Here is a 25,436-nt window from a genome sequence, read left to right as displayed (position 1 = left end):
ATGACCCAATCCGCGCGCAGTATGGCAGGACTACCGTGGATCGCCGCAATGGCGTTCTTTATGCAGGCGCTGGACGCCACTATCCTCAACACCGCGCTGCCGGCGATCGCCCAAAGCCTGGGGCGTTCGCCATTGGCGATGCAATCGGCCGTCATCAGCTATACGCTGACGGTGGCGATGCTGATCCCGGTCAGCGGCTGGCTGGCGGACCGCTTCGGCACCCGGCGCGTGTTCATCTTCGCCGTCACGCTATTCACCCTCGGCTCACTGCTGTGCGCCCTCTCCCCCACGCTGAGCGCGCTGGTCGCCTCTCGCGTGCTGCAGGGCATCGGCGGCGCGATGATGATGCCGGTCGCGCGGTTGGCGCTACTGCGCGCCTACCCGCGCAGCGAACTGCTGCCGGTGCTGAACTTCGTCACCATGCCCGGTCTGGTCGGGCCGATTCTGGGGCCGCTGCTGGGCGGGTGGCTGGTCACCTACGCCACCTGGCACTGGATTTTCCTGATCAATATCCCTATCGGCCTGCTCGGCATCTTCTATGCGCGCAAATACATGCCGGACTTCACTACGCCCAAACGCCGCTTCGATTTTCTTGGCTTCATGCTGTTCGGCCTGAGCCTGGTGCTGATCTCCACCGGGCTGGAGCTGTTTGGCGAGCGGGTACTGGCAAGCTACGTTTCGCTGGGCATTCTGCTCAGCGGCTTTGTGATGCTGTTCGGCTACATCGCGCACGCCCGCCGTCACCCTCAGCCGCTGATCGGTCTCGACCTGTTCAAAACCCGTACCTTCTCGGTCGGTATCGCCGGCAACGTCGCCTCGAGGTTGGGCACCGGCTGCGTGCCGTTTTTAATGCCGCTCATGCTGCAGGTGGGATTCGGCTATACGGCGATCGTCGCCGGTTGCATGATGGCGCCAACCGCCATCGGCTCGCTGATGGCGAAATCCACCGTCACCCAGGTGCTGCGCTGGTTCGGCTACCGTAAAACGCTGGTCGGCATCACCGTTATCATCGGGGTGCTGATCGCCCAGTTCGCCCTGCAAAGCCCGGGCATGCCGCTGTGGCTGATGATCCTGCCGCTGTTCGTGCTGGGCATGGCGATGTCCACTCAGTTCACCGCCATGAACACCATCAGCCTGGCGGATTTGAACGACGCCAACGCCAGCGCCGGCAACAGCGTCCTGGCGGTCACCCAGCAGCTGTCCATCAGCTTCGGCGTGGCAATCAGCGCAGCGGTGCTGCGTTTTTACGAATCCCTGTCGTTAGGCACCATGATCGACCACTTCCATTACACCTTTATCACCATGGGGATCGTCACCGTGGCGTCGGCGCTGGTATTTATGTTGCTGAGAAGGAAAGATGGCCGCAATTTGATCAGCGGCCAGGAAAGCAAGAAAGAAGCGAAGGCGGCGAGTTAACGGCGGCCCACCGAGGCGCGTTCCACCAGCTCGGGCGTCAGCACCAGCACCTGGGGCGCGCGCTCCGGGTTCTGCAGGCGGTTGATCAGCGCATCGATCGCCAGTTCGCCCAGCGAATCCTTCGGCTGATGAATGGTGCTCAGCGGCGGCGCCAGATAACGCGCCAGCTCAATGTCATCGTAGCCCATCACCGCCATATCCTGCGGTACGGAAAGCCCGGCCTGATACAGCGCCTGATAAACGCCTACCGCCACCGCGTCGTTGCCGGCAAATACCGCATGCGGCGGCTCGTCCAGCGCCAGCAGTTGGCGCATGGCGTTCACCCCGCCCTCAAACTCAAAATCGCAATGCACTTCATACCCTGGCGAAACCGGCAATCCGGCGCGACGCATCGCGTTGCGATAGCCTTCCAGTCGGTGACGAGCGGTGGTTTTATCCTGCGGGCCAGCGATGCAGGCAATCTTGCGGTAGCCGCGGGCGATCAGATGATCGGTCGCCATCTCGCCGCCCAGCAGCGAGTTATCCTGAATAATGTCGTTGGCGCCCTCGAACGGCGCCCAGTCCATCATCACGATCGGCAATGACGGGTAGCGGCTCAGGGCATCTTGCGATGGCCGGTGGTTTTCGGTGCACATCAACAGCAAACCGTCGACGCGCTTTTGCAGCAGCGTCTCCATGCTGCGGTTCATGCGCGCGGCGTCTTCTTCGGTGTTGCACAGGATCAGGCTGTAGCCGCGTTCATAGCAGCTGCGCTCTACGCCGCGCACTACTTCGGCATAAAACGGGTTGTTGCTGGCGGTCACCAGCATGCCGATAGTGCGCGTCTGATTGAGCTTCAGGCTGCGCGCCAGCGCAGAAGGCGCATAGTTCAGCTGTTCCACGGCCGCCATGACCTTGTCGCGCACGCTGTCGCTGACAAAGCGATTGTTGTTGACCACATGCGAAACGGTAGAGGTTGAAACGCCCGCCAGGCGGGCGACATCTTTCATGGTGGCCAAAGGATCACCCCTGCTGCTGCAAGAAGGCGTCGATCTCTTCACGCCACGGCACCGAAGGCTGCGCGCCGGGGCGGGTCACGGCGATCGCCGCCGCCGCATGGGCGAAACGCACCGCGTCGGCCATAACCTTGCCTTCCAGCAGGGCGGTCACCAGCGCGCCGTTAAAGGTATCGCCGGCGGCGATGGTATCCACCGCTTGCACCTTGAAACCAGGCACCAGTTTGCCGTTGCCGTTTTCGCTCAGCCACACGCCGCGGCTACCGAGGGTGATGATCACCGTCGCGATGCCCTTGTCGTGCAGCGCCTGCGCCGCACGCGCCGCATCGGCGTCGTTGTCCACGGCGATACCGGTCAGGCGCTGGGCTTCGGTTTCATTCGGGGTGATCATATCGATCATGCCCAGCAGCTCGTCAGGTAGCTCGCGCGCCGGAGCCGGGTTGAGGATCACTTGCGTGTGATGTTGCTTCGCCAGGCGGGCGGCGGCAATCACCGTCTCCAGCGGCGACTCCAGCTGCATCAGCAGGGCATCGGCGTCGATCACTTTTTGTTGGTAGCGCGCCAGGTAATTCGGCGTCACCGCGGCGTTGGCGCCGGCATCGATGCCGATCACGTTCTCGCCTTCGGCGTTGACGAAGATCAGCGCCACGCCGGTGGTGCTGTCGGCGATGGCTTCAATCGGCTGGGTATCAATGCGATCGCTCGCCAGCTGCCGGCGGACACGTTCGCCGATATCGTCGGCGCCCACGCAGGCGATAAAGGCGATCTTCGCCCCGCTGCGCCCGGCCGCCACCGCCTGATTCGCGCCCTTGCCGCCAAACGCCACCTTATACTGTTTCCCGATCACCGTTTCGCCCGGGTGAGGGAACTGTTCAATATTGAGGATATGGTCGGCATTGATGCTGCCAAGAACCACCAGCTTACCTGTTTCCATCGCATTGATTCCTGAATTGCGCGCCATCGTAAACGCCCCGTTCCGATGGCGCTGGTATGACTTACTGAGTGACCAGTTTCAAATCGACCGGGATGGTCGCCGGCACTTTTTCGCCTTTCAGCACTTTATCGGCGGTTTCCACGCCGATCACGCCGATCTGATCGGGACGCTGCGCCACGGTCGCCGCCAGCTTGCCGCCTTCGACCGCTTTCACGCCGTCGGCGGTGCCGTCGAAGCCTACCACGATCACGTCGGTTTTACCGGCGGTTTGCAGCGCGCGCAGCGCACCCAGCGCCATTTCATCGTTCTGGGCGAACACCGCCTGCACATCCGGGTGCGCGGTCAGCAGGTTCTGCATTACGTTCAGGCCCTTGGTGCGATCGAAATCGGCCGGCTGGCTGGCCAACAGTTTGAATTTATTCTGATCCAGCGACTGCTTGAAGCCTTCACCGCGTTCACGCGCGGCAGAGGTGCCGGCGATGCCTTCCAGCTGAATCACCTTGGCATCGGCGCCCACTTTCTTGGCGATGAAATCACCGGCCATTTTGCCGCCCACGCGGTTGTCCGAAGCGATGTGGCTCACCACGTCACCCTTGCTCGCCACGCGGTCCAGCGTGATGACCGGGATCTTAGCCTGGTTGGCCATCTTGATGGCGTTACCCACCGCGTCGGAGTCGGTCGGGTTGATCAGCAGCAGCTTGGGCGCGCGCACCATCAGATCCTGCACGTTGGCCAGCTCTTTCGCCGGGTTGTTCTGGGAATCCAGCACCACCAGGTTGTAGCCCAGCTTGTTGGCCTCTTGCTGCGCGCCGTCCTTCATCGAGACGAAGAACGGGTTGTTGAGGGTGGACACCACCAGCGCGATGGTGTCTTTAGCCATGGCATTGGCGCTCAGGGTGGCGCTCAGCGCGATGGCGGAGGCTAAGGTTGCCAGTTTTTTCATTTTCATCATCGTGATTCCTGTAGGGGAGGTTACTTGTTGCTTTTGTTATCTACCAGAACCGCCAGCAGTATCACCACTGCCTTCACGATCATTTGGTAGTAGGAAGAAACACCCAGTAAATTCAGGCCGTTGTTCAGGAAGCCGAGGATCAGCGCCCCGATCAACGTGCCGACGATGCGGCCCTTGCCGCCGGCCAGGCTGGTGCCGCCCAGCACCACGGCGGCGATGGCGTCCAGCTCATAGCCGGTGCCGGCGGTCGGCTGCGCCGACGACAGGCGCGCCACTTCGATCACCCCGGCCAGCGCCGCCAGCAGGCCGCACAGCGAGTAGACGATAATCTTCACTTTATCGACGCTGATGCCGGACAGGCGGGTCGCCGCTTCGTTGCCGCCCAGGGCATAAATATAGCGGCCCAGGCGCGTATGGTGCAGCATATACCAGGCGGCGATGAACACGATCGCCATGATCCAGATCGGCGTAGGCACGCCCAGCGGGCGGCCGATACCGAACCAGCCGAAGGTATCGGCCACGTCGGTGAAACCGGTGTTGACCGGGCTGCCGTTGGTGTACACCATGGTGACGCCGCGCAGCAGCAGCATCATCACCAGCGTGGCGATAAAGGCCTGCACTTTGCCTTTGGCGACGATCACCCCAGTGCAGGCGCCAACCGCAGCGCCCAGCGCCAATGCCGCCGCCACCGCCACCAGCGCGTTGACCTCAAAGCCGACGATCGACGCCGCCACCGCGCCGGTCAGCGCCAACAGCGATCCCACCGACAGATCGATGCCGGACGTGAGGATCACCAGCGTCATCCCCACCGCCATGATGGCGTTCACCGAGGTCTGCTGCAGAATATTGAACAGGTTGTTCAGGGTGAAGAAGTTCGGGCTCATGGAAGAGACCACGGCGATCAGCACCAGCAGCGCAATCAACGACTTCTGCTCTAACAGCCACTCTTTACTGAACCAGCGCTTGGCTGCGATAGTCTGGGAACTCATATCTGATTACTCCTGCTTTACGCCGTATTGCTTGCCGACGGCTGCTGCCATCAACGCTTCCTGGGTGGCCTGTTCAATCGGGAACTCGCCGCTGAGATGCCCTTCGTGCATCACCAGAATGCGATCGCTCATGCCCATCACCTCCGGCATTTCCGAAGACACCAGAATGATGCTCAGCCCTTCCTGCTTGAACTGGTTGATTAACTGATAAATCTCTTTTTTGGCGCCGACGTCGACACCGCGCGTCGGCTCATCGAGGATCAGCACTTTCGGCCGGGTCATCAGGCCACGGGCGATCGCCACTTTTTGCTGGTTGCCGCCGGAAAGCAGGCCGATCGGCTGCTCCATCGACGGCGTTTTGATATTGAACAGGCGGATGAAATCCCCCACCGCCTGCCGCTCGTCGGCCTGTTTCAGGCTGCCGTCGGCGCGGCTAAAGTAGCGCAGCGCGGTCAGCGACATGTTTTCCTTCACCGACATGCCCAGCACCAGGCCGTCGCGCTTGCGATCTTCCGAGATATAGACGATGCCGTTCGCCAACCCGTCCTGCGGCGAATGGGTGACCACGTCGCGGCCGTCCAGGCTGACGGTGCCGGCCTTGCGCGGGGCGGCGCCGTACAGGATTTTCATCAATTCGGTGCGCCCGGCGCCCATCAGCCCGGCCACGCCGAGGATTTCCCCGCGATACAGCGTAAAGCTGACGTCTTCAACGCCGGGGCCGGAAAGGTGGCTGACGTCCAGCCGCTTTTCCCCGCGCGGCAAATCCAGGCGCGGATATTGTTCTTCCAGCTTGCGGCCGACCATCATCTCAATCAGCGAATCTTCCTGCAGCTCGCTCACCGGCCGCTCGGCGATAAACTGCCCGTCGCGGAATACGGTCACGTCGTCGCAGATTTCAAAAATCTCTTTCAGGCGGTGCGAGATATACACGATGCCGCGCCCTTCGGCCTTCAGTTCATTGATCACCTTGAACAGCGAGGCGGTTTCAGTGTCGGTCAGCGCATCGGTCGGTTCGTCCATGATGATCACTTTCGATTCGAAGCTCAGCACCTTGGCGATCTCCACCATCTGCTGATCGCCAATCGACAGCTCACCCACCAGCCGGTGGCTGCTGTAACGCAGATTGAGACGCGCCAACAAGCGATCGGCCTCGGCGTACATGCGCTTCCAGTCAATGCGGCCGAAACGGTTGACGAACTCGCGGCCGAGGAAGATGTTTTCCGCAATCGTCAGCTGCGGGATCAGGTTCAGCTCCTGATGGATAATGCCGATGCCCGCTTCCTGCGAATCCTTAGGCCCGTTGAATACCACCTCTTTACCGAGAAAATACTGACTGCCGGCGTCTTTCTGGTAGATGCCGGTCAGCACTTTCATCATGGTGGACTTCCCGGCGCCGTTTTCCCCCACCAGCGCCATCACCTTGCCGGGATAGACGCTGAGGGCGGCGCCGGAAAGCGCCTTCACGCCGGGAAAGGCTTTATCAATCCCTTTCAGTTGCAGTAAAGGTTGCATACGCGCCTCAGAAAGTTACGCCGGCGCACAGGATCACGTTCGCGTAAGGCGAACACTCCCCGCTGCGGATCACCGCCCGGCTGTGCTCGGTTTGCGCTTTAAACGCCTGATGGCTGATATAGCGCACGCTGATGGTGTTACCCTGGCGTTGGCCCAGTGCGGTCAGTTCCGCCAACAGAACCTCGTGGAGCGACGGATTCTGTTTCACGAGCTCTTCCGCCAGGATGGCGCTTTCTACCTGCATCTCTTGCGTGACCGCCGCGAACACCTGCATGAAGGTCGGCACGCCCTGCGTCAGCGCCAGATCGATGCGCTGCGTTTCTGCCGGTATCGGCAGGCCCGCGTCACACAAGGTGAGCTGGTCGGTATGCCCCAGCCGGGCAACCACGGCAGACACGTCGGAATTCAGTAATACGCCTTTTTTCATCTTCTCACTCCGCTAGCGAAACGTTTCGCTCTCTGTGGGAGTTTAAAAAAACGGCAGGGGAAGGCAACCGGGACAATGCAGAAGTGTGATCGCTATCGAAACGTTTCGTTAACGCCCGGACAATGCACAAACAAAAGGGGCTCAGCCATGCTGAGCCCCTTATTCGGCGGGTTAGATCTCGACCTGCGTGCCGAGTTCGATGACCCGGTTCGGCGGGATCTCAAACTGATCCGGCGCGCGCAGCGCGTTGCGGCTCAGGGCGACGAACAGCTTGCCGCGCAGGTAGAGATACCACGGCCGCTTGGTGAGGATCAGCGACTCATGCGACATAAAGAATGACGTCTCCGACATGCGGCACGGCAACCCTTCCAGCCCGCAGCGGTGGAACACCTCCTCGACGTTCGGCGTTTCCCGCCAGCCGTAACTGGCCACCACCCGCCAGAAGGTCGGCGACAGCTGTTCGATGGTCACCCGGCGCACGTTGTGCACGTAAGGCGCATCCTCGGTGCGCAGCGTCAGCAGCACCACGCGTTCATGCAGCACCTTGTTGTGCTTCAGGTTGTGCAGCAGCGCAAAAGGAATGACGTTGGTGGCGCGCGACAGGAACACCGCGGTACCCGGCACCCGCACCGGCGGCGATTTCTCCAGCGAGGCGATCATCGCCTCCAGCGAGTTGCCGTGTTCATGCAGGCGGCGCAGCAAGCGGAAGCGCTCGCTCTTCCAGGTGGTCATAATGACGAACATCACCAGCGCCAAGGTCAGTGGCAACCAGCCGCCGGAGAACAGCTTCAGGGCGTTGGCGGAGAACATCGGCACGTCGATGATCAGCAAGATGGTCACAATGCCGATCGCCAGGAAGCGATTCCAGTGCCAGTTGTTGATCGCCACCGAGGTGACCAGAATACTGGTCAGCACCATGGTACCGGTGACGGCAATGCCGTACGCCGCCGCCAGGTTGCTGGAGTGTTCGAATCCGATGATCACCAGCACCACCGAGATGTACAGCGTCCAGTTGATCACCGGAATATAGATCTGGCCGGATTCCATTTCCGAGGTGTGAATGATGCGCATCGGCGACAGGTAACCCAGACGCACCGCCTGGCGGGTCAGCGAGAAGACGCCGGAAATCACCGCCTGCGAGGCGATAACCGTCGCCAGGGTCGCCAGAATCAGCAGCGGGATCAGCGCCCAGTCGGGCGCCAACAGGAAGAACGGGTTTTTGATCGCCTCAGGGTTTTTCAGCAGCAGCGCGCCCTGGCCGAAGTAGTTGAGCACCAGCGAAGGCAGCACCACGGTGAACCAGGCCAGGCGAATCGGGAACTTGCCGAAGTGCCCCATATCGGCATACAGCGCCTCGACGCCGGTGATGGACAGCACCACCGCCCCCAGCGCGAAGAACGACACCTTCTTATATTCCATGAAGAAGTTGAGCGCCCATTTGGGATTCAGCGCCTGCAGCACTTCCGGGTTCGAAATGATGCTGCGCGCGCCCAGCACCGCCAATACGATGAACCACAGCAGCATCACCGGGGCGAACAGCTTGCCGACGCTGCCGGTACCGTGTTTTTGGATAACGAACAGCAGCGTCAGCACCAGAATGGAGAGCGGCACAATATAGGCGTCGAGCGCAGGCGCGGCGATTTCCAACCCCTCGATCGCCGACATCACCGAGATCGCCGGGGTGATCACCACCTCGCCATAGAAGAAGCTGCCGCCGATCAGGCCCAGTATCACCAGCACCGCGGTGGTGCGCGCCGAGGTGTTGCGCCCGGCCAACGACATCAGCGTCAGAATGCCGCCTTCGCCGGCGTTGTCCGCACGCATCACGTAGGTGAGATATTTGAGGGAAACGATCACGATCAGCATCCAGAAAATCAGCGACAGGAAGCCGAAAACCACGTCTGGACGAACATCGAAGCCGTAATGGCCGGAGAAACACTCTCTCAGCGTATAGAGAGGGCTGGTGCCGATATCACCGTAGACCACGCCGATGGCCGCCAGGGTTACCGCCGATAAGGACTGCTTATGCTCTGCGCTCATAATTCGTTTCTTTATCAGAACATCCGTTAGCGATGCATCCGCATCAGGCAAAATACGGGCTCAAAGATCCGTCACGCCCACCAGAAAGCCGCACAGTATGCACCATTTATACGGCTTGCCTACCCTTATATCAGAGCCGAAAAATAAACAAAATGTGAACCGGATATCCGGCACAACTGAGAAAAATATTACTAATCAATAAGCTATACCACTAAAAATAATGGTGGTTTATCATCGGATTATCGACCAAGATTGGCTAACTCTCGGACAATGCGACAATTATATGACGCCATCATCCCTTCTGGCAGAACGAATTTCCCGCCTCAGCAGCGCGCTGGAGAGCGGTCTTTATGAGCGGCAAGAAGCGATCCGCCTGTGCCTGCTGGCGGCGCTGAGCGGCGAAAGCGTATTCCTGCTCGGCCCGCCCGGCATCGCCAAGAGCCTGATCGCGCGCAGGCTGAAGTTTGCCTTCCGCAACGCCCGCTCCTTTGAATACCTGATGACGCGTTTTTCCACGCCGGAAGAGGTCTTCGGCCCGCTCTCTATTCAGGCGCTGAAAGACGAAGGGCGCTATCAGCGTCTGACCGCCGGCTACCTGCCGGAAGCGGAGATCGTGTTTCTGGACGAGATCTGGAAGGCCGGCCCGGCGATCCTCAACACCCTGCTGACGGCGATCAACGAACGGCGCTTTCGCAACGGCAACAGCGAAGAACCGATCCCGCTGCGCCTGCTGGTCACCGCCTCCAACGAACTGCCCGAAGCGGACAACAGCCTCGAAGCCCTGTATGACCGCATGCTGATCCGCCTGTGGCTGGACAAGGTGCAGGATAAGCAGAATTTCCGCTCGCTGCTGGTCAACCGCCAGAATGAGAGCCAAAACCCGGTGCCGGCGGCGCTGAGCGTCAGCGACGAAGAGTTTCTGCAGTGGCAGCCGCAGATCGACAAGGTGGCGCTGCCGGAAGCCTGCTTTGAGCTTATTTTCCAGCTGCGCCAGCGGCTGGACGCGCTGGAACAGGCGCCGTACGTCTCTGACCGACGCTGGAAAAAGGCCCTGCGCCTGCTGCAGGCCTGCGCCTTCTTCAGCGGGCGCGACGCCATCGCCCCGCTCGACCTGATGCTATTGAAAGACTGCCTGTGGCACGATCTCACCTCGCTGAAGCTGCTGCAACAGCAGATCGATCAGCTGCTGACCGAGTCAGCCTATCAGCAGCAGTCGATGCTGATCCAGTTGCAACAGATCCATACCCGCTGGCTGCAGGACCAGCAGCAGCAAAGCGATCGGCAGGCCATCAGCCTGGTGAAAAAGGGCGGCATGTTCAGCCGCAAACAGCAATATGCGCCGGCCACGCCGTTCGCCGGCGGCACTCTCACTCTGCTGCTGCAAAAACCACTGCAGCTGCATGACATTCAGGTCAACCATCTGAGCATCGAGAGCAGCGTGCTGGATAACTGGCTGCAAAAAGGCGGCGACGTGCGCGCCAAGCTGAACGGCATTGGCTTCGCGCAGCCGATCGATTTGGACGTCGATGACCAACTGCACCTGACGGTGCTGGACGTCAGCCGCCAACCTTCGCTGCTGGCGCTGCCTGGCAAGCAGGCCACCGCCACGCCGCAGGCGCTGCTGGATGAAATGGACGCGTTGGCCCAGCGCCTGGCGGAGCAGCGCCGCGCCTTCAGCCAACATCAGCCCTGTCTGTTCACGCCTGCCGCCGGCCTGGCCAAGATCGAAGCCAGTCTGCTGCAGGTGGCAGAGCAAGTTAAACAGCAACAGCAGCAAATGCGCGGCCAGTAACCATGCTCAGTCTGGAGACGCTCGATCTGCTGCTGGCGATCACCGAAGGCGAGATGATCGAGGAGATGATCGTCGGCATGCTGGCGGCGCCGCAGCTGTCGGTGTTCTTTAAAAAGTTTCCGGCCCTTCGCCGGGCGCTGGATCGCGATCTGCCACGCTGGAAACTGCAGCTCAAGGAGCGTCTGCAGGAGGCTATGGTGCCGCCGGCGCTGGCGCAGGAGTTTTACCGCTACCAGCAGTGCCAGCTGGAGAACAACACCCAGTTCTATCACAACCTCAATGACACGATGGAGCTTCTGCGTCAGCTGGTCTCGCCGTTTTATGAACAGGCACGCGCGCTGGTGGACGCCGCCGATCTGCCCAACCACCCGCTGGACGACAGCTTCCAAACCCTGTTCCTGCAGCGCTGGCGCATCAGCCTGACGCTACAGGCCACCATGCTGCACCACCAACTGCTGGAACAAGAGCGCGAGCAGCTGATGGCGGAACTGCAGGAGCGTCTGGCGCTGAGCGGCGCGCTGGAGCCGCTGCTGTCGGAAAACGACACCGCCGCCGGCAGGCTGTGGGATATGAGCAAAGGCCAGCTGCAGCGCGGCGATTACCAACGGCTGGTGGAGTACGGCAACTTTTTGCAGCAGCAGCCGGAGCTGAAAAAGCTGGCACAGCAGCTGGGCCGCAGCTACCAGGCCAAAGCGGTGCAGCAACAAGACGCGCAGCCGGAACCGTTCAGGGTCATGGTGCAGGTGCCGGCCACGCTGCCGGAAGAAGTAAATGGCATTCATCAGAGCGACGACATCCTGCGCCTGCTGCCGCCGGAGCTGGCGACGCTGGGGATTGAAGAGCTGGAGTTCGAGTTTTATCGCCGCCTGCTGGAAAAGCGACTGCTGAGCTACCGCCTGCAGGGCGACGTCTGGCAGGAACAGGTTCTGATCCGTCAGGTCACCCACCAGCAGCAGGATCAGCAACCACGCGGGCCGTTTATCGTCTGCGTGGACACCTCAGGATCGATGGGCGGCTTCAACGAACAGTGCGCCAAGGCGTTCTGCCTGGCGCTGCTGCGCATTGCGCTGGCGGACAACCGCCGCTGCTACATCATGCTGTTCGCCAACCAGATCGTGCATTACGAGCTCACCGCCGCCAGCGGCATCGAGCAGGCGGTGCGCTTTCTCGGCCAGCAATTTCGCGGCGGCACCGATCTGGCGGCCTGCCTGAACGCCACCGTCACCAAAATGGCGGAGAGTGGCTGGTTCGACGCCGATGCGGTAATCATTTCCGATTTTATCGCCCAGCGGTTGCCGGAGGAGGTAATAAAGAAGGTGAAACAACAGCAGCAAAGCCACCAGCAGCGTTTCCATGCGGTGGCGATGTCCGCCTACGGCAAACCCGGCATCATGCGCATCTTCGATCATATCTGGCGCTTTGATACCGGGCTGAAAAGCCGTTTAATGCGCCGCTGGCGGCGCTAGGCGGTTAGAGCAGGCCTTCGAACGCCCCACGCACTTCCGGCGACCACACGCCGCACTGCACCTGGCCGATATGCGACAGTTGCAGCAACAGCATCACCAAACGCGACTGGCCGATGCCGCCGCCGATGGTCTGGGGCATATCACCGCGCAACAGCGACTGGTGCCATTCCAGCTTCATGCGTTCTTCATCGCCGGTCAGCGCCAGCTGATGTTTCAGCGCGGCGGCGTCGACGCGGATGCCCATAGAAGACAGCTCGAAAGCGTCCTGCAGCACCGGGTTCCACACCACGATATCGCCGTTCAGGCCCGCCAGGCCATCCGTCGCCGGGGTGGTCCAGTCATCATAATCCGGCGCCCGCACATCGTGCGATTTGCCGTGCGACAGCTTGCCGCCGATGCCGATCAAGAATACCGCGCCCAGCTCTTTGGCAATCGCCCGCTCGCGCCCTTTGGCATCCAGATCCGGGTAGCGCTGCAGCAGGGTTTCGCTGTGCACAAAGTGAATCTGTTCCGGCAGGAACGGAGTCAGGCCATGCTCGCGGCTGACTTCCGCCTCCGTCGCCTTGATGGCGGCGTAAATGCTGCGCACGGTGCTTTTCAGGTAGTCCAGGCTGCGCTCACCGTCGCCCATCACCCGCTCCCAGTCCCACTGATCGACGTACACCGAGTGGATAGGCGTCAGGCGATCTTCATCCGGGCGCAGCGCCTTCATATGGGTGTACAGGCCTTCACCGGCGCCGAAATCGTAGCTGCCCAGGGTTTTGCGTTTCCATTTCGCCAGCGAATGCACCACTTCGAAGGTGGCGTCAGGCAGGGTTTTGACCTTAACCTGCACCGCTTTCTCGCTGCCGGAGAGGTTATCCTGCGTGCCGTCGCCCAAACGGCTGAGGATCGGGGCCTGCACTTCGATCAGGCCGAGCTGTTGCTCCAGCTGGCGGGAGAAGAAGGATTTGACCTGGCTGATTTGTTGTTGTTTTTGGATAAACTGTTTTTTCATTGCCGTATCTCTTGTAAACCTGTCTCTGTTGACATCGATTAAGCAACAAAATGACACTTCAATTCAATATCCATTAATCAATATTGCCTTTTCACTTTTAATCGTTCATTTTTACCCGGACAGAATTCAACAATCGTTAATTAATGGGGGATTAAATGGCGGAAATTTATCAGATCGATAATCTCGATCGCGGCATCCTCAACGCCCTGATGGACAATGCGCGCACACCGTACGCCGAACTGGCGAAAAATTTCGCCGTCAGCCCCGGCACCATCCATGTGCGGGTAGAGAAGATGAAACAGGCCGGGATCATCACCGGCGCGCGCATTGACGTCAGCCCTAAACAGCTGGGCTACGACGTGTGCTGCTTTATCGGCATCATATTAAAGAGCGCCAAGGACTATCCTTCGGCCCTGAAGAAGCTGGAAAGCCTGGAAGAAGTGGTAGAAGCCTATTACACCACCGGCCACTACAGCGTCTTTATTAAGGTAATGTGCCGCTCGATCGACGCGCTGCAACAGGTACTTATCAACAAGATCCAGACCATCGACGAGATCCAGTCTACCGAAACGCTGATCTCGCTGCAGAACCCCATTATGCGTACCATCGTGCCGTAACCCGCCAAATTGCATACCCACATTATCCACAGGTAGATCCCAGCCGATTCACAGCGTACAATGCAGCCACTTTGAGTGAGAAGGTTGGGATCGTTGGTTCATGGCAGACATTACTCTGATCAGTGGCAGTACGCTTGGCAGCGCCGAATACGTGGCTGAACATTTGGCTGAAAAGCTGGAAGACGCGGGTTTCTCTACCGAGATGCTGCACGGCCCTGAACTGGATGAGCTGCCGCTGACCGGCCGCTGGCTGGTGGTCTCTTCCACGCACGGCGCCGGCGAGCTGCCGGATAACCTGCAGCCGCTGTTGGAACAGATCGCCGAACAACAGCCGGATCTTTCCGAGGTCCAGTTCGGCGCCGTCGGTTTGGGCAGTTCGGAATACGACACCTTCTGCGGCGCGATCAAACAGATCGACGATCTGTTGATCGCCAGAGGCGCTAAAAGGATCGGCGATCGTCTCGAGATCGACGTGACCGAGCATGAAATTCCCGAGGATCCGGCCGAGGAATGGGTAAAAACCTGGATTAATTTACTCTAATTCGTCTAAAGATCGCGCGAACAATTGTGGATAACTATGCTTAGAAGCAGGGTAAAAGCCGTAGTTATCCCAATAACAACCGTTGTTCGCTTTTTGTCCTGTGCATAACAAGCCTTTTAGATCCCAGCTTATCTGCGTCGGGATCACCGATCATTCACAGCAAACGATCCTCCTTAATCTGCTGATCTTCATCGTGAATAGTCACTTATCCACAGAGGATCGCGATCCTAATAAGAGATCTAATAAAGAGATCTTTAAATAAAAAAGATCTTCTTTTAATTACCGACGATCCTGACCACTTGGTCGATCGTCTAAACTTGAGTAGAATCCCCCACCCCAGGGCAAATACGATCGTTCGCAATACGGCGAGGTGCAGTTCCATGTTTTATCCAGATCAATTTGACGTCATCATCATCGGTGGTGGCCATGCAGGTACCGAGGCCGCCATGGCCGCGGCGCGCATGGGACGTCAGACTTTATTATTGACACACAATATCGATACGCTGGGACAGATGTCCTGTAATCCGGCGATTGGCGGTATTGGTAAAGGGCATCTGGTTAAGGAAATTGATGCACTCGGCGGCCTGATGGCGACAGCGATCGACCATGCCGGTATCCAGTTTAGGATACTAAACGCCAGCAAAGGCCCTGCCGTTCGCGCCACTCGCGCCCAGGCGGATCGCGTACTGTATCGCCAGGCGATCCGTACCGCGTTGGAGAACCAGCCCAACCTGATGATCTTCCAACAACCCGTTGAGGATCTGATCGTCGAAAACGATCGCGTCGTGGGCGCCGTCACCCAAATGGGTCTGAAATTCCGCGCCAAGGCGGTGGTATTGACCGTCGGCACCTTCCTGGACGGCAAGATCCATATCGGTCTGGAAAATTACAGCGGTGGCCGCGCCGGGGATCCTCCTTCGATCTCGCTGTCACAGCGTTTGCGTGAACTGCCGCTGCGCGTTAACCGCTTGAAAACCGGTACGCCGCCGCGCATCGACGCCCGCACTATCGATTTCAGCGTACTGGCCCCGCAACACGGCGATACGCCGGTACCGGTATTCTCGTTCCTGGGCGATGCCAGCCAGCATCCGGAACAAATGGCGTGCTACATCACCCACACCAATGAAAAAACCCATGACGTGATCCGCAATAACCTCGATCGCAGCCCAATGTATGCCGGGATCATCGAAGGGATCGGCCCACGTTATTGCCCGTCGATCGAAGACAAGGTCATGCGCTTTGCCGATCGCAACGCGCACCAGATCTTCCTCGAGCCGGAAGGCCTGACCAGCAACGAGATTTACCCTAACGGGATTTCCACCAGCCTGCCGTTCGACGTGCAAATGCAGATCGTCCGTTCGATGGAAGGGATGCAGAACGCGCGTATTATTCGCCCTGGTTATGCCATCGAGTACGATTTCTTCGATCCACGCGATCTGAAGCCTACTTTGGAAAGCAAATTCATTCAGGGGCTGTTCTTCGCCGGTCAGATCAACGGCACCACCGGGTATGAAGAAGCCGCTGCGCAGGGCCTGTTGGCCGGTTTGAACGCCGGGCGCTTCGCCGACGAACAGGAAGGCTGGGCGCCACGTCGCGATCAGGCTTACCTGGGCGTGCTGGTAGACGATCTCAGCACCCTCGGCACAAAAGAGCCGTACCGCATGTTTACCTCACGCGCCGAGTATCGTCTGATGCTGCGCGAAGACAACGCCGATCTCCGCCTGACGGAAAAAGGCCGCGAGCTGGGTCTGGTGGACGACGTGCGTTGGGCACGTTACAGCGAGAAGCTGGAGCGAATCGAACGCGAACGCCAGCGCCTGCGCGACATCTGGATGCACCCGCACGCCGAGAACGTCGAACAGGTCAATGCGCTGCTGAAAGCGCCGCTGTCGCGTGAAGCGAACGGCGAAGAACTGCTGCGCCGCCCGGAGATGGATTACGCGCAGTTGACCGGCACCGACGCCTTCGCGCCACCGCTGGACGACGTGCAAGCCGCTGAACAGGTCGAGATCCAGGTCAAATACGAAGGCTACATCGCTCGTCAGCAGGAAGAGATCGAAAAACAGCAGCGCAACGAGAATACCTTGCTGCCGTTGGATCTCGACTACCGTCAGGTTTCGGGACTGTCGAACGAGGTGATCGCCAAGTTGAACGATCACAAACCGAACTCCATCGGCCAGGCTTCGCGCATCTCCGGCATTACGCCGGCGGCGATCTCGATTTTGCTGATCTGGCTGAAAAAGCAGGGACTGCTGCGCCGCAGCGCATAAATCTCGCATCCAGGCGGCCGTTTGTTCATCCCGTAGCCAAACGGCCGCTGACATCACTTGCGCCCTGAATTATCATAGTCGCCTCATTGCGCCAGCTAACCATCCGCTGGTCGTTCAGCGCCTGCCAGAGGATCCGTTGTGCAAAAAAAATTAGACTCGCTGCTTGCGGCGGCAGGCATTGAGCTGCCCGATCAGCAAAAACAACAGCTGCTGGGTTATGTTGGCATGCTGGATAAGTGGAACAAGGCTTATAACCTCACGTCGGTGCGCGACCCGCAGCAAATGCTGGTGCGCCACATCCTCGACAGCATCGTGGTCAATCCGCATCTGCAGGGCTCGCGTTTCATCGATGTCGGCACCGGCCCCGGCTTGCCGGGCATTCCGCTGGCGATCGTGCGCCCGGACGCGCATTTCACGCTGCTCGACAGCCTGGGCAAGCGCGTGCGCTTCCTGCGCCAGGTGCAGCATGAGCTGGGCCTGAACAATATCGAGCCGGTGCAGAGCCGCGTCGAAGCGTTTCCGGCCGAGCCACCGTTCGATGGTGTGATCAGCCGCGCGTTCGCTTCGCTGCAGGATATGCTGTCCTGGTGTCATCATCTGCCGGCGAAAGGGCAGGGGCGTTTTTACGCGTTGAAAGGCGTGCGCCCGGATGAAGAGCTGACGCAGCTGCCGGCTGGCGTAAGCCTGGAGTCCATCGTGCGGTTGCAGGTGCCTGAACTGGAAGGCGAACGCCATCTGGTGATTCTTAAGGCAAACTGAGTTTGCTTTTGATCAAACAAGCGTGAATTAAAAGGCAGTACTCAGCAGAAAGGTAAGCAGGCTAATTAGTTGGTCGCTTTTTTTAGTTAATTTACTTTCTATTAACACAAAAAACGCGGCTAATTAGCGACAATAGAGTAATTGCATTTAGAAATAGTCACGTTAGCAATCATGTGCGAAAGATTGGCGTTTGCTGCTAATGTTAATTGGCTGTTGGAATATTGCCCCGCTGCTTGTCAATAAAAGGTTTTCATCGGGTATACGGATTGTTTTTGAACAGTTAACTGATAATGTTTTGATTTATATAATCTTTTGATCGCTCAAATTGCTAAAGACGGTTTGGTTGACCATCGGCTATAAATCAGGAAGGGACATTACTGTGATCGGCCTCGCGTTTCTAAACGCAACGCTGGAATAATCAGACAATTAAATGCGCCCTATTATTCCGACCGTTTTCTTGTGAAAATAGGCTGGAATAGGGAAATTTAAATAATTGTTCACCTTTTCGCTACTTATCGATTGAATTCGTTGGTATGCCCCGTATAATTTGCTCGTTTTTTGCTGCTTGACTCAGGGCAGCAAAAACAGTTGTATACGTCACTCAGCATACCCCCTCTGGGGTACGGAGAGAACAAACGTCATGTCTGTGTCCCTTTACAGCGGGAAAGTCGCACGCAAACTGCTGTTTTTGCAGTTAATGACTTTTGTTCTGATCAGCGTTGCTTTCTGGCTGAAAAGCCCGGAATGGAGCGCTTCGGCGCTGGCAGGCGGTCTCGCCGCCTGGTTGCCGAGTGCAATGTTTATGCTGTTTGCCTTGCGCCATCAGGCGCAAACGCCGGCGCCCGGTAGGGTTGCCTGGTCGTTCGCCATCGGCGAGGGGCTAAAGGTCGTGATCACCATCGTTTTGCTGATCGTGGCGCTGGGGGTGTTCAAGGCGGAGTTTATACCGCTTGGCCTGACCTATTTAGCGGTGTTAGTGGTGCAGATAGTGGCACCGGCCGTGATTAACAGTTACCGAAATTAACTAAATAAAGGGTAGAGGCATCATGTCTGCAGAGGGATACAACAGTCCACAGGAGTATATCGGTCACCACCTGACGCAGCTTCAGGTCGGGACTGGGTTTTGGTCGATTAACCTCGACTCGATGTTTTTCTCCGTCGTCCTCGGGGTTCTGTTCCTAGTTATTTTCCGCAAAGTGGCTAAAAACGCCACCAGCGGCGTGCCGGGTAAACTGCAAACCGCCGTGGAGCTGGTAGTCGGTTTCGTCGACAGCAGCGTGCGCGATATGTACCACGGCAAGAGCAAGGTGATTGCGCCGTTGGCGCTGACCGTGTTCGTCTGGGTGTTCCTGATGAACCTGATGGATCTGATTCCGGTAGACTTCCTGCCGTTCATCGGGGCGCATCTCGGTCTGCCTGCGCTGCGCGTGGTGCCTACTGCCGATGTGAACGTCACGCTGTCTATGGCGCTGGGCGTGTTTATCCTGATTCTGTTCTATAGCATCAAAATGAAAGGCGTTGGCGGGTTCGTTAAAGAGTTGACCATGCAGCCGTTCAACCACCCTGTATTCATTCCTATCAACCTGATTCTTGAAGGTGTCAGCCTGCTGTCCAAACCTGTTTCACTGGGTCTGCGACTGTTCGGCAACATGTATGCGGGTGAGTTGATCTTCATCCTGATTGCCGGCCTGTTGCCGTGGTGGTCACAGTGGGTCCTGAGCTTGCCTTGGGCTATCTTCCACATCCTGATCATTACGCTTCAAGCCTTTATTTTCATGGTTCTGACGATCGTCTATCTGTCGATGGCGTCTGAAGAGCACTGATTTTCTTAAAACACTTGCACTTTTAAACTGAAACAAACTGGAGACTGTCATGGAAAACCTGAGTATGGATCTGCTGTACATGGCTGCCGCTGTGATGATGGGTTTAGCGGCAATCGGTGCTGCGATCGGTATCGGCATCCTGGGTGGTAAATTCTTGGAAGGCGCGGCTCGTCAGCCTGACCTGATTCCTCTGCTGCGTACACAGTTCTTTATCGTTATGGGTCTGGTCGACGCCATCCCGATGATCGCTGTAGGTCTGGGTCTGTACGTGATGTTCGCCGTCGCGTAAGTAGAGCAACCCTCTACGACGTAACCAAACTATTAACTTTTAAAGAGGCATTGTGCTGTGAATCTTAACGCAACAATCCTCGGCCAGGCCATCGCGTTCGTTCTGTTTGTCTGGTTCTGCATGAAGTACGTATGGCCGCCGATCATGGCTGCCATCGAGAAACGTCAGAAAGAAATCGCTGACGGCCTCGCTTCTGCAGAGCGTGCCAAAAAAGATCTGGACTTAGCGCAAGCCAATGCGACCGACCAGCTGAAAACTGCTAAGGCAGAAGCTCAGGTGATCATCGAGCAAGCGAACAAACGCAAAGCTCAGATCATGGATGAAGCGAAAGCCGAAGCCGAGCAGGAACGTAACAAAATCGTGGCGCAGGCTCAGGCTGAGATCGAAGCCGAACGTAAGCGCGCTCGTGAAGAGTTGCGTAAGCAAGTCGCGATGCTGGCAATTGCCGGCGCCGAGAAGATCATCGAACGTTCCGTGGATGAAGCTGCTAACAGCGACATCGTTGATAAACTGGTCGCTGAACTGTAAGGAGGGAGGGGCTGATGTCTGAATTTGTAACTGTAGCTCGCCCCTACGCCAAAGCAGCTTTTGACTTTGCCGTTGAGCACCAAAGCGTAGAGCGCTGGCAGGACATGCTGGCGTTTACGGCTGAAGTCACTCGCAATGAACAGATTTCTGAACTGCTGTCTGGCGCGGTTGCGCCAGAAACGCTGTCCAAGACGTTCATCGCGGTTTGTGGCGATCGGCTCGACGAACATGGCCAGAACTTTATCCGTGTAATGGCCGAAAATGGACGTTTACTGGTTCTTCCTGCCGTGCTGCAGCAGTTCATCGAACTGCGCGCCTCGCTGGAATCCACCGTCGAAGTCGAAGTGCTCTCTGCGAGCGCGCTGAGCGACGAACAGCAGGCGAAAATCGCCGCTGCGATGGAAAAACGTCTGTCACGCAAAGTTAAGCTGAATTGCAAAATTGACAAGTCTGTACTGGCCGGCATCGTTGTTCGCGCCGGCGATATGGTGATTGATGGCAGCGTTCGCGGTCGTCTTGAACGCCTGACAGACGTCTTGCAGTCTTAAGGGGACTGGAGCATGCAACTGAATTCCACCGAAATCAGCGAACTGATCAAGCAGCGCATTGCTCAGTTCAATGTAGTGAGCGAAGCTCACAATGAAGGTACTATCGTTTCCGTCAGCGACGGGATCATCCGCGTACACGGCCTGGCCGAAGTTATGCAGGGCGAAATGATCGCGCTGCCTGGCAACCGTTACGCAATCGCATTGAACCTGGAGCGCGACTCCGTCGGTGCCGTGGTCATGGGTCCGTATTCGGATCTGGCCGAAGGCATGAAGGTTAAATGCACCGGCCGTATCCTGGAAGTTCCAGTCGGTCGTGGTCTGCTGGGCCGCGTAGTTAACACCTTGGGCGCACCAATCGACGGCAAAGGCCCGATTGAAAACGACGGCTTCTCTCCGGTAGAAGCTATCGCGCCAGGCGTTATCGAGCGTCAGTCCGTTGATCAGCCGGTTCAGACTGGCTACAAATCCGTTGATGCCATGATTCCAATCGGCCGTGGCCAGCGTGAGCTGGTGATCGGTGACCGTCAGACCGGTAAAACCGCGCTGGCGATCGATGCGATCATCAACCAACGCGACTCCGGCATCAAATGCGTTTACGTGGCTATCGGCCAGAAAGCGTCCACCATCGCTAACGTGGTGCGCAAACTGGAAGAGCACGGCGCACTGGCCAACACCATCGTGGTGGTGGCGACCGCTTCCGAATCCGCTGCACTGCAATACCTGGCGCCATACGCCGGTTGCGCAATGGGCGAATACTTCCGTGACCGCGGTGAAGATGCGCTGATCGTGTACGATGACCTGTCCAAACAGGCCGTTGCTTACCGCCAGATTTCCCTGCTGCTTCGTCGTCCGCCAGGTCGTGAAGCTTACCCAGGCGACGTATTCTACCTGCACTCCCGCTTGCTGGAGCGTGCAGCGCGCGTTAACGCCGAATACGTTGAAGCCTTCACCAAAGGTGAAGTTAAAGGCCAAACCGGTTCATTGACCGCTCTGCCGATCATTGAAACCCAGGCGGGTGACGTTTCCGCGTTCGTTCCGACCAACGTAATCTCGATTACCGATGGTCAGATCTTCCTGGAATCCAACCTGTTCAACTCCGGTATTCGTCCGGCAGTTAACCCGGGTATCTCCGTATCCCGTGTTGGTGGCGCCGCGCAGACCAAGATCATGAAGAAACTGTCCGGTGGTATCCGTACCGCGCTGGCGCAGTATCGTGAACTGGCTGCGTTCTCCCAGTTCGCCTCCGATCTGGACGACGCGACCCGCAAACAGCTGAGCCACGGTCAGAAAGTGACCGAGCTGCTGAAACAGAAACAGTATGCGCCGATGTCAGTCGCACAACAGTCTCTGGTGCTGTTTGCCGCAGAACGCGGTTACCTGAACGACGTCGAAGTCGCCAAAGTGGTGAGCTTCGAAGCCGCGCTGGTCGCCTATGCGGACCGCGAGCACGCCGAACTGCTGAACCACATCAACCAAACTGGCAACTTCAATGATGAGATCGAGGGCAAGTTGAAAGACATCCTCGAGACCTTCAAGAAAACCCAGTCCTGGTAACGCCGAACGGTCCTGCTGTTGAAAGACAGCAGGCCGTCTGGCACTGAGGAGAAGCAGAGATGGCCGGCGCAAAAGAGATACGTAGTAAGATCGCTAGCGTGCAAAACACGCAAAAGATCACTAAAGCGATGGAAATGGTCGCCGCCTCCAAAATGCGTAAATCGCAGGATCGCATGGCGGCCAGCCGTCCTTATGCAGAGACCATGCGCAAAGTGATTGGTCACCTTGCGTTAGGGAATCTGGAGTACAAGCACCCGTACCTGGATGAGCGTGACGTTAAGCGCGTCGGGTATCTGGTGGTGTCTACTGACCGTGGTCTCTGCGGCGGCTTGAACATCAACCTGTTCAAAAAGCTGCTGGCGGAGATGAAAGCCTGGTCCGAAAAAGGCGTCGAAACCGATTTGGCGCTGATTGGCTCTAAAGCGGCCTCTTTCTTTGGTTCCGTGGGCGGCAACGTGGTTGCCCAGGTGACCGGCATGGGGGACAAACCTTCCCTGTCGGATCTGATCGGGCCGGTGAAAGTGATGCTGCAGGCCTACGACGAAGGTCGTTTGGACAAGCTGTACATTGTCAGCAACAAATTTGTTAATACGATGTCCCAAGAGCCGCAGGTGCTTCAGCTGCTGCCGTTACCGCCAGCCGATGACGAAGAGCTGAAGAAAACGCCTTGGGATTACCTGTATGAACCCGATCCAAAAGTGCTGCTTGATACCTTGCTGCGCCGCTATGTGGAGTCGCAGGTTTATCAGGGCGTCGTGGAAAACCTGGCCAGCGAGCAGGCCGCACGAATGGTCGCGATGAAAGCCGCAACCGATAACGGCGGTAGCCTGATCAAAGAGCTGCAGTTGGTATACAACAAGGCGCGTCAGGCCAGCATCACTCAGGAACTCACCGAGATCGTTTCGGGAGCCTCCGCGGTTTAAGCTAGGTTTACGAATTACGTAGAGGATTCAAGATGGCTACTGGAAAGATTATCCAGGTAATCGGCGCCGTGGTGGACGTCGAGTTCCCTCAGGATGCCGTACCAAAAGTGTACGATGCCCTTGAGGTAGAAAACGGCACCGAAAAACTGGTGTTGGAAGTTCAGCAACAGCTGGGCGGTGGCGTGGTTCGCTGTATCGCAATGGGGACCTCCGACGGTCTGCGTCGCGGTCTGAAAGTGAACAACCTGGACCACCCGATTGAAGTGCCGGTGGGTAAAGCTACCCTGGGCCGTATCATGAACGTATTGGGTCAACCGATCGACATGAAAGGCGACATCGGCGAAGAAGAGCGTTGGGCGATTCACCGCGCGGCGCCAAGCTACGAAGAGCTGTCCAGCTCCCAGGAACTGCTGGAAACCGGTATCAAGGTAATGGACCTGATTTGTCCGTTCGCCAAGGGCGGTAAAGTCGGTCTGTTCGGCGGTGCGGGCGTAGGTAAAACCGTAAACATGATGGAGCTGATCCGTAACATCGCGATCGAGCACTCCGGTTATTCCGTGTTTGCGGGCGTGGGCGAGCGTACTCGTGAGGGTAACGACTTCTACCACGAAATGACCGACTCCAACGTTCTGGACAAAGTATCCCTGGTTTACGGCCAGATGAACGAGCCACCGGGTAACCGTCTGCGCGTTGCGCTGACCGGTCTGACCATGGCGGAGAAATTCCGTGACGAAGGCCGTGACGTTCTGCTGTTCGTTGACAACATCTACCGTTACACCCTGGCCGGTACCGAAGTGTCCGCACTTCTGGGCCGTATGCCATCCGCGGTAGGTTATCAGCCAACGCTGGCGGAAGAGATGGGCGTTCTGCAAGAACGTATCACCTCGACCAAGACCGGTTCCATCACTTCCGTACAGGCCGTTTACGTTCCTGCGGATGACTTGACTGACCCGTCACCAGCCACCACCTTTGCGCACTTGGACGCAACCGTGGTACTGAGCCGTAACATCGCTTCTCTGGGTATCTACCCGGCCGTTGACCCGCTGGATTCCACCAGCCGTCAGCTGGATCCGCTGGTTGTTGGCCAGGAGCACTACGACGTAGCGCGTGGCGTGCAGTCCATTCTGCAACGCTACCAGGAACTGAAAGATATCATCGCGATCCTGGGTATGGACGAGCTGTCTGAAGAAGACAAACTGGTCGTATCCCGTGCGCGTAAGATCCAACGCTTCCTGTCTCAGCCGTTCTTCGTGGCAGAAGTCTTCACCGGTTCTCCGGGCAAGTTCGTATCGCTGAAAGACACCATCCGTGGTTTCAAAGGCATTATGGACGGCGACTATGACCACCTGCCGGAGCAGGCGTTCTACATGGTTGGCACCATTGAAGAAGCAGTGGAAAAAGCCAAGAAACTGTAACGCCTTGAGAGGAGGGTGATATGGCTATGACTTACCATCTGGATGTAGTCAGCGCGGAAAAACAGATGTTTTCCGGCCTGGTGCAGAAGATCCAGGTGACAGGCAGCGAAGGTGAACTGGGGATCTTCCCTGGCCATGCGCCGCTGCTGACTGCCATCAAGCCTGGCATGGTGCGTATTGTTAAGCAGCATGGTGAAGAAGAGTTCATCTACCTGTCCGGCGGCATCCTTGAGGTGCAGCCGAGCGTGGTTACCGTGCTGGCGGACACTGCTATCCGTGGTACTGACCTCGACGAAGCGAGAGCGTTGGAAGCTAAGCGTAAAGCTGAAGAACATATTCGCAGCTCTCATGGCGATGTCGACTATGCTCAGGCATCCGCTGAACTGGCGAAAGCGATCGCAAAACTGCGCGTTATCGAGCTCACCAGAAAAGCGATGTAATGTTTGGGTGCTTTGCACCCAACTTTAAGAAAGCGGCCTATAGGGTCGCTTTTTTTTTACTTTAAAATAAGCATTTCAGCCCGGCGGGCGGTGTGGTGTATAACCCCTGATATCGGGAAAGAAACGTCGCCGATCGCCGACAGTTTTTTCGCTCCGACGGCGAATTGGCCGCGATAGCGGCAGGCCAAGGCCCACGCGGCCTGCGCCGG

The 25,436-nt window shown here is 57.9% G+C and carries 24 protein-coding genes; 16 read left to right on the top strand and 8 right to left on the bottom strand.

The window, feature by feature from the left end:
* Nucleotides 1-1,416, top strand: coding sequence for a multidrug transporter subunit MdtD (gene mdtD, locus FHU12_RS22380; RefSeq protein WP_025160302.1), 1,416 nt, complete (start codon nucleotides 1-3; stop codon nucleotides 1,414-1,416).
* On the opposite strand, the gene rbsR is transcribed toward mdtD, so the two are convergent.
* The 7 genes from rbsR to kup all read right to left on the bottom strand — a co-directional run bounded on the left by rbsR (nucleotide 1,413) and on the right by kup (nucleotide 9,265).
* The gene (gene rbsR, locus FHU12_RS22375; protein WP_141971870.1) at nucleotides 1,413-2,414 is read right to left on the bottom strand and encodes a ribose operon transcriptional repressor RbsR; all 1,002 of its coding nucleotides are present in this window, start codon (nucleotides 2,412-2,414) and stop codon (nucleotides 1,413-1,415) included. The genes mdtD and rbsR overlap by 4 nt on opposite strands.
* Nucleotides 2,415-2,418: 4 nt before the next feature.
* The gene (gene rbsK, locus FHU12_RS22370; protein WP_046687983.1) at nucleotides 2,419-3,345 is read right to left on the bottom strand and encodes a ribokinase; all 927 of its coding nucleotides are present in this window, start codon (nucleotides 3,343-3,345) and stop codon (nucleotides 2,419-2,421) included.
* Nucleotides 3,346-3,406: 61 nt separating this feature from the next.
* Nucleotides 3,407-4,294, bottom strand: a complete 888-nt coding sequence (gene rbsB / locus FHU12_RS22365) for a ribose ABC transporter substrate-binding protein RbsB (protein WP_025160300.1) — start codon at nucleotides 4,292-4,294, stop codon at nucleotides 3,407-3,409.
* 23 nt (nucleotides 4,295-4,317) lie between these two features.
* A complete protein-coding gene (rbsC, locus tag FHU12_RS22360; RefSeq protein ID WP_019455467.1) occupies nucleotides 4,318-5,286 on the bottom strand; it encodes a ribose ABC transporter permease in 969 nt (322 codons plus the stop codon).
* Nucleotides 5,287-5,292: 6 nt separating this feature from the next.
* Complete coding sequence (gene rbsA, locus FHU12_RS22355; protein WP_025304731.1) at nucleotides 5,293-6,798, bottom strand: ribose ABC transporter ATP-binding protein RbsA; 1,506 nt, start codon at nucleotides 6,796-6,798, stop codon at nucleotides 5,293-5,295.
* A 7-nt stretch (nucleotides 6,799-6,805) separates the two neighbouring features.
* Nucleotides 6,806-7,225 (bottom strand): D-ribose pyranase, encoded by a 420-nt coding sequence (rbsD, locus tag FHU12_RS22350; RefSeq protein ID WP_141971868.1) that lies wholly within the window; start codon nucleotides 7,223-7,225, stop codon nucleotides 6,806-6,808.
* A gap of 171 nt (nucleotides 7,226-7,396) precedes the next feature.
* Nucleotides 7,397-9,265: a low affinity potassium transporter Kup gene (gene kup / locus FHU12_RS22345; RefSeq protein WP_049207096.1), complete on the bottom strand. Its 1,869-nt coding sequence runs from the start codon at nucleotides 9,263-9,265 to the stop codon at nucleotides 7,397-7,399.
* A gap of 283 nt (nucleotides 9,266-9,548) precedes the next feature.
* On the opposite strand from kup, the gene ravA reads away from it, so the two are divergent.
* Together ravA and viaA are read left to right on the top strand one after the other, a co-directional pair.
* Nucleotides 9,549-11,057, top strand: coding sequence for an ATPase RavA (ravA, locus tag FHU12_RS22340; RefSeq protein WP_141971866.1), 1,509 nt, complete (start codon nucleotides 9,549-9,551; stop codon nucleotides 11,055-11,057).
* A gap of 2 nt (nucleotides 11,058-11,059) precedes the next feature.
* A complete protein-coding gene (gene viaA / locus FHU12_RS22335) occupies nucleotides 11,060-12,523 on the top strand; it encodes an ATPase RavA stimulator ViaA (RefSeq protein ID WP_025304734.1) in 1,464 nt (487 codons plus the stop codon).
* A 4-nt stretch (nucleotides 12,524-12,527) separates the two neighbouring features.
* Here viaA and asnA read toward each other — a convergent pair whose 3' ends face one another.
* Complete coding sequence (gene asnA / locus FHU12_RS22330) at nucleotides 12,528-13,520, bottom strand: aspartate--ammonia ligase (protein ID WP_141971864.1); 993 nt, start codon at nucleotides 13,518-13,520, stop codon at nucleotides 12,528-12,530.
* Between the two features lie 155 nt (nucleotides 13,521-13,675).
* Between asnA and asnC the strand changes: the two genes are divergently transcribed.
* The 13 genes from asnC to FHU12_RS22260 all read left to right on the top strand — a co-directional run bounded on the left by asnC (nucleotide 13,676) and on the right by FHU12_RS22260 (nucleotide 25,227).
* Nucleotides 13,676-14,137, top strand: coding sequence for a transcriptional regulator AsnC (asnC, locus tag FHU12_RS22325; RefSeq protein ID WP_004933786.1), 462 nt, complete (start codon nucleotides 13,676-13,678; stop codon nucleotides 14,135-14,137).
* A gap of 100 nt (nucleotides 14,138-14,237) precedes the next feature.
* A complete protein-coding gene (mioC, locus tag FHU12_RS22320) occupies nucleotides 14,238-14,678 on the top strand; it encodes an FMN-binding protein MioC (protein ID WP_025304736.1) in 441 nt (146 codons plus the stop codon).
* A gap of 380 nt (nucleotides 14,679-15,058) precedes the next feature.
* Nucleotides 15,059-16,948 (top strand): tRNA uridine-5-carboxymethylaminomethyl(34) synthesis enzyme MnmG, encoded by a 1,890-nt coding sequence (gene mnmG / locus FHU12_RS22310; RefSeq protein ID WP_060434926.1) that lies wholly within the window; start codon nucleotides 15,059-15,061, stop codon nucleotides 16,946-16,948.
* 138 nt (nucleotides 16,949-17,086) lie between these two features.
* On the top strand, nucleotides 17,087-17,707 hold the full coding sequence (gene rsmG / locus FHU12_RS22305) for a 16S rRNA (guanine(527)-N(7))-methyltransferase RsmG (RefSeq protein WP_015379471.1): 621 nt from the start codon (nucleotides 17,087-17,089) through the stop codon (nucleotides 17,705-17,707).
* A gap of 640 nt (nucleotides 17,708-18,347) precedes the next feature.
* The gene (gene atpI / locus FHU12_RS22300; protein WP_025304739.1) at nucleotides 18,348-18,731 is read left to right on the top strand and encodes a F0F1 ATP synthase subunit I; all 384 of its coding nucleotides are present in this window, start codon (nucleotides 18,348-18,350) and stop codon (nucleotides 18,729-18,731) included.
* A 22-nt stretch (nucleotides 18,732-18,753) separates the two neighbouring features.
* Nucleotides 18,754-19,530 carry a F0F1 ATP synthase subunit A gene (atpB, locus tag FHU12_RS22295; protein WP_025304740.1) on the top strand — a complete coding sequence of 259 codons (777 nt, stop codon included), beginning with the start codon at nucleotides 18,754-18,756 and terminating at the stop codon, nucleotides 19,528-19,530.
* A gap of 49 nt (nucleotides 19,531-19,579) precedes the next feature.
* Entirely contained in the window at nucleotides 19,580-19,819 is a 240-nt protein-coding gene (gene atpE / locus FHU12_RS22290) for a F0F1 ATP synthase subunit C (RefSeq protein WP_004093904.1), read from the top strand.
* 57 nt (nucleotides 19,820-19,876) lie between these two features.
* Nucleotides 19,877-20,347, top strand: a complete 471-nt coding sequence (gene atpF / locus FHU12_RS22285) for a F0F1 ATP synthase subunit B (RefSeq protein ID WP_004933804.1) — start codon at nucleotides 19,877-19,879, stop codon at nucleotides 20,345-20,347.
* Nucleotides 20,348-20,361: 14 nt separating this feature from the next.
* Complete coding sequence (gene atpH, locus FHU12_RS22280) at nucleotides 20,362-20,895, top strand: F0F1 ATP synthase subunit delta (protein ID WP_073532584.1); 534 nt, start codon at nucleotides 20,362-20,364, stop codon at nucleotides 20,893-20,895.
* Nucleotides 20,896-20,907: 12 nt separating this feature from the next.
* Nucleotides 20,908-22,449, top strand: coding sequence for a F0F1 ATP synthase subunit alpha (atpA, locus tag FHU12_RS22275; protein ID WP_099816900.1), 1,542 nt, complete (start codon nucleotides 20,908-20,910; stop codon nucleotides 22,447-22,449).
* 59 nt (nucleotides 22,450-22,508) lie between these two features.
* On the top strand, nucleotides 22,509-23,372 hold the full coding sequence (atpG, locus tag FHU12_RS22270; RefSeq protein ID WP_004933811.1) for a F0F1 ATP synthase subunit gamma: 864 nt from the start codon (nucleotides 22,509-22,511) through the stop codon (nucleotides 23,370-23,372).
* A 32-nt stretch (nucleotides 23,373-23,404) separates the two neighbouring features.
* Entirely contained in the window at nucleotides 23,405-24,787 is a 1,383-nt protein-coding gene (gene atpD, locus FHU12_RS22265; protein WP_004933813.1) for a F0F1 ATP synthase subunit beta, read from the top strand.
* A 20-nt stretch (nucleotides 24,788-24,807) separates the two neighbouring features.
* On the top strand, nucleotides 24,808-25,227 hold the full coding sequence (locus FHU12_RS22260) for a F0F1 ATP synthase subunit epsilon (protein ID WP_004933814.1): 420 nt from the start codon (nucleotides 24,808-24,810) through the stop codon (nucleotides 25,225-25,227).
* The last annotated feature ends 209 nt before the right edge of the window (nucleotides 25,228-25,436 follow it).

Source organism: Serratia marcescens (assembly GCF_006715005.1).
Lineage (GTDB): Bacteria > Pseudomonadota > Gammaproteobacteria > Enterobacterales > Enterobacteriaceae > Serratia > Serratia montpellierensis.
This window is presented reverse-complemented; position numbering and strand designations above follow the sequence as displayed.